Origin of the sequence: Brevibacterium sp. NPDC056726, assembly GCF_042790515.1 — a bacterium.
Taxonomy (GTDB): Bacteria; Actinomycetota; Actinomycetes; order Actinomycetales; family Brevibacteriaceae; genus Brevibacterium; species Brevibacterium sanguinis.
Map to the genome: position 1 here is coordinate 110,715 of NZ_JBHTYZ010000005.1, position 15,584 is coordinate 126,298.

Genomic DNA, 15,584 nt, shown 5'->3' on the forward strand with positions numbered 1-15,584 from the left:
TCACGCTCCTCCGCTCTTGCTGACTTTGTCGTACGCCTTCGAATCCTTGATCGCGTCCGGTGGGCCCTCGCCGGCCGGGCGCCATTCGGTGAGCTCGGCGTAGGCGATGTAGCGCTCGCGCGCGGAGAACATCGGGTTGCACGCGGTCAGGGTGAGGATCCGGTCCTTGCCCTTGTAATCGGGCTGGTCGGGCACCGGGGCGAGCACCTCGACGGCATCGGGGAGGATGATGTCGAAGTTGCGGAACGTGTACGTGTAGAACCCGTCCTTCGTCTGCACGACGATCTCGTCGCCGGGCTGGAGCTTCGCGATCTGGTTGAACGGCTTGCCGTAGGTGACGCGGTGGCCGGCGACGGAGAAGTTGCCGACCTCGCCGGGCATCGCGGAGTTCGGGTAGCGGCCGACGCCCATGCGGTTGAGCACGGGTTCGAGGTCGACGCCCTCGGCGAGCGTCCGGTAGTAGTCGTCGCCGAACCGCGGGATGTAGAAGATGCCGAACGCGGTGTTCTTCTCGACCGGGTCGGCCACGACGGGTTCGTCCGGGTCATCGGGCAGCTGATTGGGATCCTGGTTCGCCCAGTCCTTCGTCAGCTGGTCGGCGAGCACCTCGTTGTCGCGGTTGGCCTCGAGGTCCGTCCACCACAGCTGCCAGACGACGAAGAGGATGAGGACGAGCCCCGCGGTGATGCAGAGTTCGCCGAAGGTGCGGATCGTCCCGCGGATCGGGCCGATCGGCTGGCGCTGGACCGGCTGCTTCTTCCGTCGGCCCCCGCCCGAGCTGCCGTCCCCGGGACCGCCCGGGCCTGTCGGGCCGCCGGGTCCTCCCGGGCCGCCAGGGCCTGCTGCTGCGGGCGCGGCAGCTGCCGCGCCCGCGTAGGCGGTGCCGGTGGTGTCGGTGTAGGCGGGCTGGACCATCGTCGGCTGCGCACCCGTGGGCGGGTATGGCTGGGGCTGCTGCTGTGCGTGCTGCTGGGACCAGGCGGGCATCGCCTGCGTCGGCATCGCCTCGGTGGCCTCGGAGCGCAGCGGCGGGGCGTCGGCGCTTCCCGCACCGGCAGCGGTGCCGGCGGTCCCGGCACCGGCTCCACCGGCGGCGGCAGCGGCTTCACGACGGCGCAGCTCGCGGCGGCTCGGCAGGGGGGCGTCGTAGTTCGTGCCGGCGGTGGCATCGGCAGCGGAGTTCGAGTCGGCGTCGCCGGTGTTCGCCGAGGCGGCGTCGATCCGGAAGGGCTCGGTCGCCGGACCCGCATCGCTCTGGTTGTATGGGCCCTGGTTGTATGGGCCCTGGTTGTATGGGCCCTGGCCGTAGTCCCCCTGGCTCGTGGCCTCATCGGCGGGGTGGGTCGGCGGGGTCTGGGGAGTGGGCATCCGCCGCTGTGCGGATCGAATGGTGGGTCGCGAAGACGCTTCGTTACCCGAGGAGGAGCTATTCACCACTTCTGCACCGTGCCTATGACCTTGAATCCGGGGCTCGCCCTGTGGACAAGCGGGGACACCCTAATGCACTTTATCGCATGAACACGGTGCTGTGGCGGGTTCACAGCTCACTCGAAGTCTGGGGTCAGGTTTTTCATTCAGCCCCGCCTCACGAGTAGACTGAGGGGCGATTGTCCCCGACCAGTGAATCGGTGGCCCGCCCCTGGGGTCGCTGTCGAAGGAGTACTCGTGGCCAAGTCCAATGGACGGACCTCGCGCCCTCAGCGCACCACGCGCAATGCGGCGAAAGCCAAGAAGACGGCTGATGACGCCACCGTGGTCGACGAGACCGACATCGAAGTCACCGAGGTGGTCGATGCCGACGGCACCGAGACCGACGTCGCCATCGTCGACGAGTTCGAGGTCGTTGACGACGATGCCGCCGACGAGGACAATTCCGACGAGGAGCCGACGGCAGTCGCGAAGTCGGGGACCACCTCGGCGAAGGCGGACGCGAAGGACGACGCCGAGGCGGACTCCGACGAGGACGCAACCGAGGACGACGACTCCGCGACCAAGGGCACCGCAACCAAGGACTCGGCGACCAAGGGCGCAGCGAAGTCCGGTACCGCGAAGTCCTCCGCCTCAGCCTCCAAGGAGAAGACCGCGGCCTCCAAGGACAAGTCGTCCGCCAAGGAGAAGTCAGCAAAGAAGGCGGGCGCGAAGCGCACGACGCGTTCGGGCAATCCGGCCAAGCGCTCGCAGGGTCGCAAGACCGCGAGCTACACCTCCGAGGCCGGCCAGCAGACGATCAAGCCGAATCCGCGCTGGTTCCTTCCGGTGCTCATCGGCCTCCTGCTCATCGGCCTCATCTGGCTCGTCACGTTCTACATCACGCAGGGTGCGTTCCCCGTCGAGGCATGGGGCAACTGGAACATTCTCATCGGCTTCGCGTTCTTCGTCGCGGGCCTCATCATGTCGACGCGCTGGCGCTAGATCAGTCGCCCCTTCCGGGCCCATCACCGCCCCTTCCTGGGCCCATCACACGGGCCGAGGGAGGGGCTGAGTTATACCCAAGCGCGCACGCTGTCCTGTGCATAACTTTTTCCACACCTTTGACCAGCAGAAATACATCGATGTGAGTTATCCACCGTGTGGATAACCACTGTGGACAAATGACGAATGCAGTTCAGGGCGCAGCGCCTGCGGTGGCTGTCTTCGCGATGACCACGACCGTCATGGCGAGGACGAGGGCTGCCGCGACGAGCCAGAACACGAGTCCCGAGCGCTTCCGCCCCACGAGCAGGGCACCGGCGCCGAGGACGAATCCGGTGACGAGACCGCCGAAGTGCGCCTGCCACGAGACTCCCGGCACGAGGAATCCGTAGCCGAAGTTGAGGACGACGAAGAGCACGACGCCGGTGATGTTGCGGTCGAGTCGCTTCGTCGGCACGAGGAGGACGCCGATGATCGCGAACACCGCGCCGGACGCGCCGATGTTGTTCGTCACCCAGTCCCGACTCCACGGTTCGGCGAGGAGGAGGACCATGACGGAGCCGCCGATCGCGCCGAGGACGTAGACGGCGAGGAACCTCCAGTGCCCGAGGGCGCGCTCGACGAACGAGCCGAAGAAGAAGAGGCCGAGCATGTTGGCGAGCAGATGGACCGGCGAGGGCTGTTCGTGGACGAGGGCCACGGTGAACAGACGCCAAGGCTGCTCGACGGTGAGCGCCGGCACGTAGCTCAACCGGTGGAGGAGATCGAGTCCGGGCAGCAGCTGGAGGAGGAACGAGAGGCCGGTGACGATCATGATCCCGGCCGTCACCGGGGGAAAGTGCACAGAGAGGGCCCGGCCGGTTTCCCGGGCCGGGCCCTGCTCTGGTGTGCTCATGCACCCATCGTAGGTCAGATCGTGTGAGGCGGTGCTCAGGCGTCCTTGATCTCGACGGATTCGATGACGACCGGCTCGACCGGCTTGTCCATCGCCCCGGTGCGCACGCCCTCGATCTCGTCGACGACCTTCTGGGAGGCATCGTCGGCGACCTCGCCGAAGATCGTGTGCTTGCCGTTGAGCCACGGGGTCTCAGCGGTCGTGATGAAGAACTGCGAGCCGTTGGTGCCGCGGCCCATCTGCTTGCCGGCGTTGGCCATCGCGAGCAGGTACTTGCGGTCGAACTGAAGCTCCGGGTGGATCTCGTCGTCGAAGACGTAGCCGGGACCGCCGGTGCCGGTGCCGAGCGGGTCGCCGCCCTGGATCATGAAGTCCGAGATGATCCGGTGGAAGCCGGTGCCGTCGTAGAAGGGGCCCTTCGTGGGCTGGCCGGTCTGGGGGTCGGTGTATTCGCGCTCACCGGTGGCGAGTTCGACGAAGTTCGCGACCGTCTTCGGGGCGTGGTTGCCGAAGAGGTTGATGGTGATGTCGCCGTGGTTGGTGTGCAGGACCGCTGTGTTCGTTGCAGATGTGGACATGCCCCTCATTCTTCCACGCCGGCCGCGAATCTGCTGATCCGTCAAGGAGGGTTTGCACAAACCTCCAGCAGATCCGCAGGCAAATTCCTCCCCCTCCGGTGGCCCCTCCCCCCGGGCCAGGCCGTAGACTGGGGAGTGATCAGTTGCCCCCGGACTTAAGAGGATTGGGAATGTTCATGTCGAAGAAGCCAGCTCGGGAACCGCTCGCGTCGAAGCTCGATTCCGCGAAGAAGACGTCGCTCCGCTTCCTGGCCGACGCCTCGGATGCCGCCGCTCCCAAACTGCGTGAGGCAGCCGACAAGGCCAACGGTCGCGTCGAGGCATTCACCGAGAAGGCCCGCCCCCAGGTCGAGGCGCTCGCCGAGAAGGCGAACCAGCAGGTCCACGACTGGGCAGACCGGATCGAGGCCTACCGGCCCGAGGCCACCGAGCGCGCCGGCAAGTTCGCCGGGACCGCCGCGACGTCGCTCGCGGCGATGGAGACCCCGCAGCTCATCGACAACCTCGCCGTGCGCCTCACCGGTGACAAGAAGGCGATGAAGAAGGCCCGCAAGGCCCTCGCCCAGGCCGGCAAGCGGATCCAGAAGGAGACCGCGCAGAAGTCCGGCGGCGGCAAGAAGGCCCTCGTGTGGACGCTCGTCATCGGCTCCGCCGCCGGCATCGGCTACTACGTGTGGAAGAAGGCCCAGCCGGTCGAGGACCCCTGGTCGACGCCGCTGCCGAACAACCGCCCGGCCGATGCCCGCCCCGTCGGATCGACCCCGGCCTCGCGCCAGGGCACGACCCCGAACGTCTCGCAGGCTCCGGTGCCCGACTCGAAGGCTCCCGCCACCCCGGCGACCCCGACCCCGAAGCCGGCCGTCGACCCGACCACGGACTCCAACGCGAAGCACTGAGCTGCCTTGGCAGCCCTGAGCTGCTCAGCACTGAGGCGGATCACCTTTCCGGTGGTCCGCCTCAGTCGTCTCTGCAGCTCAGTCGTTGGGGGTCGTGACCCGCCGTTCGGCCGCTTCCGCCCGACTGAATCCGTCGGCGTAGATCGCCCCGGGGTTGAGGATGTTGTCGGGATCGAGCGCGCGCTTGATCGTGTGGTTGAGCTCCATGACGTCGGCACCGAGGTACTCCGGCAGCCACGGCTTCTTCAGCCGGCCCACACCGTGCTCGCCGGTGATCGTGCCGCCGAGCGACGTCGCGAGATCCATGACCTCGCCGTAGGCGATGTCCGCCCGCTCCCGCTGGGCGGCATCGTTCGGGTCGACGACGAGCAGCGGGTGCGTGTTCCCGTCACCGGCATGGGCGATGACGGAGATGAGGACGTCGCGCTCGGCCGCGATCCGCTCGATCCCGGTGACAAGGTCGCCGAGGCGGGGCAGCGGCACCCCGACATCCTCGAGCAGGAGGGTGCCCTTCTTCTCCACCGCGGGAATCGCCATCCGCCGCGCGGTGACGAAGACCTCCCCTTCCTCGGCGTCATCGGTGGCATAGCATTCGGTCGCCCCGTTCTTCTCGCACAGCTCCTCGACGATGGCGATCTGACCGGCGGCGTACTCGCCGGGCTCGTCGGACTGGATGACGAGCATGCCTTCGGCCTCCCGGTCGAGACCCATCTTCAGCTCGTCCTCGACGGCGTTGATCGATGCGCGGTCCATGAACTCGAGCATCGACAGGCGCATCTGCGCGCAGATGTCGAGGACGGTCTGGGTCGCACCCTCGAGCGTCGGGAAGGTCGCCACCAGCGTCGTCGGGGGCAGCTGGGCGGGCACGAGCCGCAGGGTCACCTCGGTGATGATGCCGAGCGTTCCCTCGCTGCCGACGAAGAGCTTGAGCAGGGAGAGCCCCGCGACGTCCTTGATCCGCGGACCGCCGAGTTCGATCGCCCGGCCGTCGGCGAGGACGACGGTCATGCCGAGGACGTAGTCCGTCGTCACTCCGTACTTCACGCAGCATAGGCCGCCGGCGTTCGTCGCGACATTGCCGCCGATCGAGCAGAACTCGTACGACGAGGGATCCGGCGGGTACCACAGGCCGTGTTCGGCCGCGGCGGCCTTGACCTCGGCGTTGAAGGCCCCGGGCTGGACGACGGCCATGCGGGTCGCGGGGTCGACCGCGATGTCGCGCATCCGGTCGAGGCAGACGATGAGCCCGCCCTCGACGGCGGAGCTGCCGCCCGAGAGCCCCGAACCGGCGCCGCGGGGCACGACGGGGATCCGCGCGGCGGCCGCGACGCGCACCGCCGCCTGGACGTCGGCGGTCGAGGACGCGCGGACGATCGCCAGCGGCATCCCGGCACCGGGGTCGTTCGCCCGATCCCAGCGATAGGCGTCCATCGAGTCCGGATCGGTGATGAGGGCGTCGGCGGGCAGCGCGTCCCGCAGGGCAGTGAGGACTTCGGCCGTCATGGTTCTCCTCGGGTCCAAGCGATGCGGCGCCGCGATGCGCCGCTCGGATGTGTCGTGGGTCTCACTCTACTTGGTCGGCAAGCCGTCCTGTGCACCGGGTGGGCAGACCGCCGTGGGCAGACCCCCGTGAACGATGCTCCTCAGAGCACTTCGCGCCGGCCCGCGGGTCCCCCGGGTGTGAAGCGTCCGGCGAGGCGGGCGGCGAGGAGGCCAGCGACCGTGAACGCGAGCGTCGCGGCGAGCACGAGCAGCTGGGGTCCGACCCATCCGCCGGTCGTCGTCGCCAGCCAGCCGGCGAACGGCGGGGCGAGCGTCGCCGCGAGATAGCCCCCGCCCTGCACGCGCGCCGAGGCGGACGCGGTCTGGGCGTCGCTGCCCGCGGTGCGCGCGATGATCGAGAAGATCGCGGTGAATCCGCCGCCCTGCGCGATGCCGCCGGTGATCGCCCAGAGCACGTACTGATCCGGGGCGAGGAGGAGGCCGACGGGCAGGGACAGCCAGAGGACGGCGACGATCGCCACGGGCACCCACGGCCGGGCCCGCCCGGCGAGCAGCGGCACGCCGAAGGCGCCGAGGATCGCGGCGACCTGGAAGAGCGATGCCGTGCTGCCGGCCGCACCGGCGGCAAGTCCCTCGGTGTCGGCGAGCATCGACGGCAGCCACGTCGTCGTCGTGTAGTAGGAGATCGACTGGCCGCTGAAGGTGATGACGAGGAGGGCGACGATCGCCCGGAACTGCGGCGGCGCCTCCCGCCACGGACGCTTTCCCGGCTCGGGCGGGCGCTTGTCGGGCTCGGACGCAGCCGCGGTCGTATCGACCTCCGCGTCGAACTCAGCGTCGACCTCGGCCTCGGCACGTCTGCGCCGGCGGAGGACGAGCAGCCAGAACCCGAGGCCCGCGAGGGCGAGAATCCCCCACAGCCCGATCGCCCAGCGCCACCCGACGAGGGCGGCCAGCGGTCCGGTGCCGATGAGGGTGACCATCGAGCCGATGTTCATCGTCGCCGAATAGAGGCCGGTGACCATGGAGACCTGGTTCCACGGGACCTCGCGGCGGATGATGACGGGCACGACGATGTTGCCGAGGGTGATCGCGAGCCCGATGATCGCCGTGCCCGTGAGCACGAGCCACGTCGGCCCGACCGAGCGCAGCACGGTGCCGACGAGCACCCCGGTGAGACACGCGAGCACGGTGGCTTCGGCGCCGAGGCGGCGGATCGTCTTCGTCGCGAGCGGCGTGGCGAGGGCGAAGAGGAGGACGGGCAGACCCGTGAGGAGGCCGGCACCGGCCGCGCTCAGACCGGTGTCGGCGCGGATGTCGCCGAGCACCGCGGTCGGCGCGATGATCGGGGTGCGCAGGTTGAGGGCGAGGAGGACGATGCCCGCGACGATCCACGGCACCATCCCCGACACCGCAAGCCGGCCCGGCGTGTTCACATCCTCTCGGGCACGCGGATGCCGAGCACGCCGAGTCCGGCCTCGAGGACCTCGAGCACCGTCGCGCTCAGGCGCAGACGCGAGTTCCGCAGCTCAGGCGTGTCGGCGACGAGGACGGGGCACTGCTCGTAGAACGCGGTGAACGACTGGGCGAGGTCGAAGAGGTACGCGGCCATCCGGTGGGGCACGGACCCGGCGGCCACCTCGGCGACGACATCGGGGAACCCGAGGATCGCGAGCGCGAGATCGCGTTCGGCCGGCTCACCGAGGACGATCGGCGCGGTCGCGAACGCGCGGGTCCCGTCCTCGGCGTCAGCCCTGCGGAGGATCGAGCGGATCCGCGCCCCGGCGTACTGGAGGTAGGGGGCGGTGTTGCCGATCGGGGCGAGCATGCGGTCGAGGTCGAAGGTGTACGAGGTGTCGTGGGCGACGGAGAGGTCGGCGTACTTGACCGCGCCGATGCCGACGATGGCGGCGACCTCGTCCTCCTCACCGGGAGCGAAGTCGGCACTCGAGTCCTCGAGCGTGACCTTGGCTCGGGCCACGGCCTCCTCGAGGAGGGCGGCCAGGCGCAGCGGGGCGCCGGAGCGGGTGCGCAGGATCTTCCCGTCGGACCCGAGGACGTTGCCGATCTTCACGTGGTCCAGGGATGTGCCCTCGGGAATCCAGCCGGCGGCGCGGGCGGTCGCGAAGACCATCTCGAAGTGGAGGGCCTGCGGGGCGCCGACGACGTAGAGGACCCGGTCGGCGTGGAGGTCACGGGCGCGGCGGCGGACCGCGGCGAGGTCGGTCGTGGCATAGCCGTAGCCGCCGTCGGACTTGCGGATGATGAGCGGCAGGGGTTCGCCGTCGCGGCCCTTGTAGCCGTCCGGGAAGACGCAGAGGGCACCGTCGCTGATCCACGCGAGCCCCTTCGCCTCGAGTTCGTCGCAGACATCGGCGAGGTCGTCGTTGTACGTGCTCTCCCCCGCGAGGTCAGCATCGCGCAGCGTGACGTCGAGGAGGGAGTAGATGCTGTTGAAGTAGGTCTTCGAGTACCCGACGAGGGTGTCCCACAAGGCCAGCGTGTCGGCGTCCCCGCCCTGGAGGGCGACGACGCGGGCCCGAGCGCGGGTCGCAAAGTCCTCGTCGCCGTCGAACTTCACCCGCGCGGCCTGGTAGAAGGAGTTCGGGTCGGAGGCGATCTCGGCTTCCGTCGTCTCGCCGATGCCGACGTCGAGGAGGTGCTCGATGAGCATGCCGAACGGGGTGCCCCAGTCGCCGATGTGGTTCTGGCGGATGACGGTGTCCCCGAGGTATTCGTGCGTGCGGGCGAGCGCATCGCCGACGACGGTCGTGCGCAGGTGGCCGACGTGCATCTCCTTCGCGACGTTCGGCGCCGAGTAGTCGATGACGACCGTCTGCGGTGTCGTCGGGGCGTCGACGGCGGTGGCGTCCCCGGTCTCGAGCGCGGTGGCGAGGAACTCGGGCAGGAACGTGAGGTTGATGAATCCGGGCCCGGAGATCTCCGGGGGTGCGCAGACGCCGTCGAGGTCGAGGTTCTCGACGATCGCCTCGGCGATGTCGCGGGGCTTCGACGTCAGCTCCTTCGCCAGCGGCAGCGCGACGTTGGCCTGGAAGTCGGCGAACTGCGAGCTCCTGATGACGGGGTCGCGATCGGAGAAGTCCTCCCCGAAGGCGGCGGTGAGGGCCGCGGCGAACCGGTCGTTGAGAAGTGAAGTGAGCGTCGGCATGCCCCCCATTCTATTCGCGCCATGCCGATGCGGTTTCCTCAGGTCAGGGACTGGATTCACGGCTGTAATGTGGATCACGTGACTTATCTTCGCTACCCCCATGTCAGCGGCGATCTCATCGCCTTCACCGCCGACGACGACGTCTGGCTCGTCCCCGTCGAGGGAGGCCGCGCATGGCGCCTGACCTCGGATCATGCTCCCGTGCGCAGTCCCCGGATCTCCCCGGACGGGACCCATGTCGCGTTCGTGTCGTTCCGCGACGGCCATCCTGAGCTCATGCTCGCCGAGGCGGCCACCGGTGCCCTGCGCCGGCTCACCTGGTTGGGCGGCTCGGTGACGACGATGCTCGGCTGGGCCGACGACGAGCACATCCTCATCGGGTCGAACGCCGGTGAGGCCGAGGTCCGCGATCACGTCATCAAGTCCGTCAGCCTGACCGGGGAGGTCGAGCGCCTGACGTGGGGCCGGGCCTCGGGCTTCGCCCGCCACCACACCGGGGTGAGCGCGCTGTCGACCCCGTTCAGCCGGCCCCCCGCGCATTGGAAGCGCTATCGCGGCGGCACCGCGCCGCGGCTGTGGCTCGATCGGACCGCCGACGACACGGGCGCCGGGGCGCAGTGGGAGCGGCTGCTCCGTGACGAGGAAGCCTCGCTCACCGATCCCCTGTGGATCGGCGATTCCCTCGTCGTCACCTCGGATCGGGCGGCGACGTTCCCCGACAACGCGGGCGAGCAGGCGAACCTGTGGATCTGGGACGGACTGGCGACGCGGACTCCCGGCAGCCTCGGCGAGCCGCGCCAGCTCACCCACCAGACCGAGGCCGAGGGCTACGTCCGGGACGCCACGAGCGACGGGACGCGGATCGTGTGGCACTCCCGCGGCGAGATCAAGGTCCTCGACAGCCTCGACTCGGACGTCCGCACCCTCGACGTCGTGCTGCCGGGAACGCAGGTGCAGCCGCTCACGCTTGATCCCAGCACCGGAATCGGCGCCATCGCCCCTGATCACGGGGGCAACGCCGCGGTGGTCGAATGGCGGGGCAAGGCCTTCCACCTCGCCCATCGCGAAGGTCCGGCGCGGGCGCTCGCGGCGGACTCCTCGGTGCGGGTGCGCCTGCCCGTCGTCCTCGGCACCACCGGGCAGGCCGCGTACGTCACCGACGCCGAGGGCGAGGACGCGATCGAGATCCGCGATCTCGCGGGCGAGAAGGAACCGCGGCGGATCGGTGCGGGAGCGCTCGGCCGGGTGCTGTCGCTGGCGGCCGATCCCGCGGGCAAGGTGCTCGCGACGATCTCCCACGACGGGACCGTGCGCCTCATCGAGGTCTCCGGGGGTCGGACGCACGTCGTCGGTCACTCCGGGTCCGGGGAGGCGACGTCCCCGCGCTTCTCCCCCGACGGGAAGTACCTCGTGTGGGCGCAGCCGACGCAGGGCGAGGAGCAGCTCAACCGCCTGATGATCGCCGAGGTGAAGGCCGGTCGGGAGGGCGCGCCCCTGACGACGGGGAAGTACAACGACCACTCCCCTGCGTTCACGCGGGACGGGAAGTACGTCGTCTTCCTCTCGGACCGGACCTTCGATCCCGCGTACAACCAGCATTCCTTCGATCTCTCCTTCAACGGGGTGACCCGGCCGTGGCTGCTCCCGCTGTCAGCGACCGATCCGGCGCCCTTCGGTCCGAGCACGAGCGGCTGGGCGATCAGCGAACTCACCGACGATGACCGGAAGGCGAAGACCGAGCGGGACCAGGCGGTGACGACCGTCGACGTCGACCTCGAGGGCGCCGAGGAGCGGATCGTGCCGTTCCCCGTCTCCTCGGGCGTCTTCCGCGACCTCGAAGCCGCCGACGGCGGCGTGCTGTGGATGCGCGTCGGCGATGCCGAGGACGGGGAGATCGGGGACAAGCACTCCGGGGACACCGGGGAGAAGGCCGCCGAGGTCATCCAGTACTTCGACTTCGCCAAGCGGAAGCTCACGACCGTCGTCGACAAGGCCGATGACTACAGCGTGTCCGGCAACGGCAAGCTCATCGTCGTCCGCTCCGGCGACGACGTCACGGTGCGCCCGGCGAACCGGAAGGTCGAGGCCGATGACGACGAGAACGTCGCCGTCGACCTCGGCCGGCTGCGCTTCGAACTCGACCGGCGGGCCGAATGGCTGCAGATGTTCGAGGAGAACGCCCGGATCATGCGCGACCACTACTGGCGCTCGGACATGAACGGCGTCGACTGGGAGGGCGTGACCCTGCGGTGGCGCGGGGTCGCGGCGAAGGCGCTCACACACGACGACCTCGTCGACATCCTCTGGGAGACCGTCGGGGAGCTCAACACGTCCCACGCCTACGTCACCCCGCCGGCGCCGCTCGGCGATGAGGCGAAGAGGCTCGGCTTCCTCGGCGCGGATCTCACGCGGACGGACAAGGGCTGGGAGATCGCACGCATCCTCCCCGGTGAGACGAGCGAACCGGCGGCGAGGTCGCCGCTGCGCCAGGCCGGGGTCGGGGCAGCACCCGGGGATGTCATCGTCGCGGTGGGCGGTCAGAGCGTCGACCCGGACCTCGGGCCCGCGCCGCTGCTCGTCGGGGCGGCGGACACGATCGTCGAGCTCACCCTGCGGCGCGGGCGCAAGGAGCGCACCGTCGCCGTCGTGCCGATCGGCAGCGAGGAGAAGCTGCGCTACCAGGACTGGGTGCGCTCACGGCGGGAGTACGTGGCGGAGAAGTCAGGGGGCCGCGTCGGCTACGTCCACATCCCCGACATGATGGCCGGCGGCTGGGCGCAGCTCCACCGCGACATCCGCCAGGCGATGGCCGCCGAGGGCGTCGTCGCCGATGTCCGGTTCAACCGGGGCGGGCACACGAGCGCGCTCGTCGCCGAGCGCTTCGCCGACCGCGTCATCGCGTGGGGTGCGGTGCGCAGCTACGACGAGATGACCCCGGATCCGGAGAACACCCGGCGCGGTCCCGTCGTCTTCCTCGCCAACGAGTTCTCCGGCTCCGACGGCGACATCATCAACGCCCGCGTCCAGGCCAAGGGCATCGGCCCGGTCATCGGCGTGCGCACGTGGGGCGGGGTCGTCGGCATCGACGGCCGCTACGACCTCGTCGACGGCACCGGGATCACGCAGCCGCGGTACGCGTTCTGGCTCGAGGGCAAGGGCTGGGACGTCGAGAACTACGGCGTCGACCCGGACATCGAGGTCGAGCACGATCCCGGGCAGCTGTTCGCCGCCGAGGATCCGCAGCTCGATCGGGGCATCGCCGAGGTGCTCGCCGCCCTCGACGAGACACCGGCCGTCACCGCCCCCGACCTCCCCGCTCCGCGCGTGCGCAGCCCCCGCACGCCCGGCGGGGCCGCACCCGGGAACGCGCCGGGCGGGGACGCGTAGGTCCCTCACCGACGTCCGGACGCTGAGTGTCGATTCCACGGCGTCGGATCGACACTCCGCGTCCGGAAATTGCGGCCTCTGGCGGGAGCGTCGGCCTCAGGCGGGCTGCGCGTCGCGTGCGGCCGGCGCCGAGGCGGCGGGGGCGAGCGCCCAGAGTGCGAAGGCGAGCAGGACGAAGCCGGGAATGACTCCGGCGAGCACGGGAATGAATGCCGGGGCGGAGACGAAGAAGGCGATGAATCCGGCGACGCCGAGCAGCGTGACGACGGTGGCGAGGACGTGGAAGCGGCCGAGCTTGAAGACGTGCCCGAGCGCGTAGAAGTGCGTGCCGACGACGACGGCCACCCACGCGACACCGAGCTCCGGGTAGCCGAGTCCCGAGAGCAGCTTCGCTCCGCCGAAGAGAGCGAGCGCTTCGACGGCGACGATGATCCAGTAGCTGCGGGAGAACGGGTTCGCTCCCGCCGGTCGGGGCCGTCCCCGGCGGCGTCCGAGGCTGCGGAAGGCGAGGACCAGGATCCCTGCGAAGGCCGCGATGCCGAGGACGATGACGCCGATGCGGCCGACGGTCGAGAACCCGGCGCTGTTGACGATGAGGAAGACGAGGCCGAAGACGCCGCCGATGAGCGACCCAATCTCCGCGCCGTCGGCCGGTGGCGGCGCGGCGGCCGCCTCGGTGGGGGAATTCAGGGAATCACGGTGGTCGGAGACCTCGGGGTCGTGCGGGGGTTCGGGGGACTGTGGGGCCTGGGTCATGGTCGGCTCCTGAGAGAACGGCTGTCTGCGGGGAATCTGTAGAGGAGAAAGAGGTACCCGTCGTCGGTGGCGAGCACCGATGCGAGGTCGAGGGGAACCGGAGGGTCGAAGGTCGGTCCGTGGACGATGCGGGTGCCTGTCCCGCCGACGATCTCAGGGGAGCGAGTGAGGCAGAGTTCGTCGACGCATTCGGCGCGGATGAGTTCGGCGAAGACGCTCGGACCGCCCTCGCAGACGATCCGGTGGAAGCCGCGCTGACGCAGCTGATCGAGGGCGAGGCCGAAGTCGACGGCGTCGACGCCGGCGACGATCACCTCGGCGACCTCGGCGGCTCTCTCCCGTGCCGGCAGCGGGGAGGACTCACTCGTGAGGATGATCGTCCGGGCATCGGCCGGGGCGTCGGTGAACAGCGGTGCCGTGAAGTCGAGGGCAAGGCTCTCGGAGACGACGGCGAGCGGCGCGGTCGCACTGCGCCCGGCCCGCAGCGCACGCCACTGCGGGTCGTCCTCGGCGGGTCCGTACTCCTCGGTGCGGGCGGTTCCGGCACCGACGAGGATGACATCGGCGAGAGCGCGGTTGAGAGCGAAGACCGCCCGGTCCGTGGCGTTGCCGAGGCCACCGGCCCGCCCGGACACGGTCGCGGCGCCGTCGACGGAGGCGACGAACACCGCCCGCACCCAGGACTGCCCAGGGTCCGCGTGGTCCTGCGGGAAGGCGAAGGCCGCGGGCAGGCTCAGCTGCGCGGATTCTCCGGGGAGGATCCGGCGCACCGTCGGAGTCTCGCTCACCACTGGGCCCTCCTGCCGTTCAGCGCGGAGCTGTGCGGTTCAGTTCGGCGCTGTGCCGGCCCCGCCGCTGTGGTCGCTGCTCGAGCCCGAGGAGCTCGACTCCGTGGTCGAACCGAGGACCGAGGCGGGGTTGTCGAGGAAGTCGGCGGTGGGCACGAAGAAGAGGCAGCCGGTCAGCGCGGTCGAGAAGTCGAGGATCCGGTCATGGGTGGCGTCGCCGTCGCCCAAGAACATCCGTTCGAGCATCGTCTCCGTGACCGTCGGATCGGCGGCGTACCCGATGAAGTAGGTGCCGAACTCGCCGGACTCGACGGAGCCGAACACCATGTTGTCGCGCACGATCTTGCGCTCGGTGCCATCGGGTTCGGTGATGGTGTTGAGCACGATGTGGGAGTCGGGGGCCTTGTCCTTGTCGGGGAACTCCATGTCGGAGAGCTTGTGGCGGCCGAACGCCGCCTGCTGCTCCTCGACGGTGATCGAGTTCCACTTCGGCAGGTCGTGGATGTACTTCTGGACGATGACGTAGCTGCTGCCGGTGAAGTCCGGGTCCTCGTCGCCGACGAAGACGGTGTCGACGGCGAGCTGGTCCTCGGGGTTGGCGGTGCCGTCGACGAAGCCGAGGATGTCGCGCTGGTCGAAGTAGCGGAACGCGTGGACCTCGTCGACGACGTCGACGTAGCCCTCGAGCTTGCTCATCAGCTGGCGGGTGAGTTCGAAGCTCATATCCGTCCGGTCCGCGCGGATGTGGAAGAGGAGGTCGCCGGGCGTCGACGGGGCGACGTGCTTGCCGCCCTTGAGCTCCTTGAAGGGGTGGAGCTTCGCGGGGCGCTTCTGCGGGAAGAGACGATCCCAGAGGTCGGAGCCGATGCCGGTCACGCAGCTGAGGCCGGCCGCCTTGACGCGGAAGCCGACGGCGCGGATGACGCCGCCGATCTCGCCGAAGAAGTCGCGCACGTGGTCCTCGGCACCGGGTCTGACGGTGACGACGAGGAAGACGCCCGACTGCGACGGCGGCTCGAGGACGTGCTGCGGGTTCGTGCTGTCCGGAGGGTTTCCATACTGCGTTGTCACTGAATCGTCTCCTCTTCCGCGAGCCCCGACAGTGCGAGGTCGGACGACAATCGTCCTTGGTCGGTCAGTATACGCGGCGAAAGCCGCCGTGAGGTGGACTCGGGCCGACGAATCCGCGCCCCCTCACCG

12 protein-coding genes are annotated in these 15,584 nt (G+C 69.6%); 3 read left to right on the top strand and 9 right to left on the bottom strand.

The annotated features are described in order from the left end of the window. Entirely contained in the window at positions 1–1,368 is a 1,368-nt protein-coding gene (locus ACFQ91_RS11775) for a class E sortase (protein WP_376870103.1), read from the bottom strand. A 297-nt stretch (positions 1,369–1,665) separates the two neighbouring features. Here ACFQ91_RS11775 and ACFQ91_RS11780 point away from each other — a divergent pair, with 297 nt between their 5' ends. After that, positions 1,666–2,412, top strand: coding sequence for a cell division protein CrgA (locus ACFQ91_RS11780; protein WP_344259021.1), 747 nt, complete (start codon positions 1,666–1,668; stop codon positions 2,410–2,412). Between the two features lie 193 nt (positions 2,413–2,605). Here the strand turns inward: ACFQ91_RS11780 and ACFQ91_RS11785 are convergent, their stop codons facing one another. Both ACFQ91_RS11785 and ACFQ91_RS11790 read right to left on the bottom strand, forming a co-directional pair. Then, positions 2,606–3,307, bottom strand: coding sequence for a rhomboid family intramembrane serine protease (locus tag ACFQ91_RS11785; protein ID WP_344259019.1), 702 nt, complete (start codon positions 3,305–3,307; stop codon positions 2,606–2,608). 35 nt (positions 3,308–3,342) lie between these two features. Next, positions 3,343–3,885 (bottom strand): peptidylprolyl isomerase, encoded by a 543-nt coding sequence (locus ACFQ91_RS11790; RefSeq protein ID WP_269780030.1) that lies wholly within the window; start codon positions 3,883–3,885, stop codon positions 3,343–3,345. 176 nt (positions 3,886–4,061) lie between these two features. Here ACFQ91_RS11790 and ACFQ91_RS11795 point away from each other — a divergent pair, with 176 nt between their 5' ends. Continuing rightward, positions 4,062–4,781 (top strand): hypothetical protein, encoded by a 720-nt coding sequence (locus ACFQ91_RS11795; RefSeq protein WP_232623786.1) that lies wholly within the window; start codon positions 4,062–4,064, stop codon positions 4,779–4,781. A gap of 78 nt (positions 4,782–4,859) precedes the next feature. On the opposite strand, the gene ACFQ91_RS11800 is transcribed toward ACFQ91_RS11795, so the two are convergent. From ACFQ91_RS11800 to argS, 3 genes are all read right to left on the bottom strand, one after another. Beyond that, the gene (locus ACFQ91_RS11800) at positions 4,860–6,284 is read right to left on the bottom strand and encodes an FAD-linked oxidase C-terminal domain-containing protein (RefSeq protein ID WP_344249985.1); all 1,425 of its coding nucleotides are present in this window, start codon (positions 6,282–6,284) and stop codon (positions 4,860–4,862) included. Positions 6,285–6,424: 140 nt separating this feature from the next. Continuing rightward, the gene (locus ACFQ91_RS11805) at positions 6,425–7,687 is read right to left on the bottom strand and encodes a CynX/NimT family MFS transporter (protein ID WP_376870110.1); all 1,263 of its coding nucleotides are present in this window, start codon (positions 7,685–7,687) and stop codon (positions 6,425–6,427) included. 29 nt (positions 7,688–7,716) lie between these two features. Beyond that, positions 7,717–9,453, bottom strand: coding sequence for an arginine--tRNA ligase (gene argS / locus ACFQ91_RS11810; protein WP_344249981.1), 1,737 nt, complete (start codon positions 9,451–9,453; stop codon positions 7,717–7,719). Between the two features lie 78 nt (positions 9,454–9,531). On the opposite strand from argS, the gene ACFQ91_RS11815 reads away from it, so the two are divergent. Then, positions 9,532–12,840: a S41 family peptidase gene (locus tag ACFQ91_RS11815; RefSeq protein WP_344249979.1), complete on the top strand. Its 3,309-nt coding sequence runs from the start codon at positions 9,532–9,534 to the stop codon at positions 12,838–12,840. 96 nt (positions 12,841–12,936) lie between these two features. Here ACFQ91_RS11815 and ACFQ91_RS11820 read toward each other — a convergent pair whose 3' ends face one another. Genes ACFQ91_RS11820 through ACFQ91_RS11830 form a run of 3 tightly spaced genes read right to left on the bottom strand, consistent with a single transcriptional unit; the run spans position 12,937 to position 15,455 of the window. Next, on the bottom strand, positions 12,937–13,596 hold the full coding sequence (locus ACFQ91_RS11820; RefSeq protein ID WP_344249977.1) for a hypothetical protein: 660 nt from the start codon (positions 13,594–13,596) through the stop codon (positions 12,937–12,939). Further along, positions 13,593–14,384, bottom strand: coding sequence for a pyrimidine reductase family protein (locus ACFQ91_RS11825; protein ID WP_344249975.1), 792 nt, complete (start codon positions 14,382–14,384; stop codon positions 13,593–13,595). Before ACFQ91_RS11825 ends, ACFQ91_RS11820 begins: the two co-directional genes overlap by 4 nt. 39 nt (positions 14,385–14,423) lie before the next feature. Beyond that, complete coding sequence (locus ACFQ91_RS11830) at positions 14,424–15,455, bottom strand: Dyp-type peroxidase (RefSeq protein ID WP_344249973.1); 1,032 nt, start codon at positions 15,453–15,455, stop codon at positions 14,424–14,426. Positions 15,456–15,584: the final 129 nt, after the last annotated feature.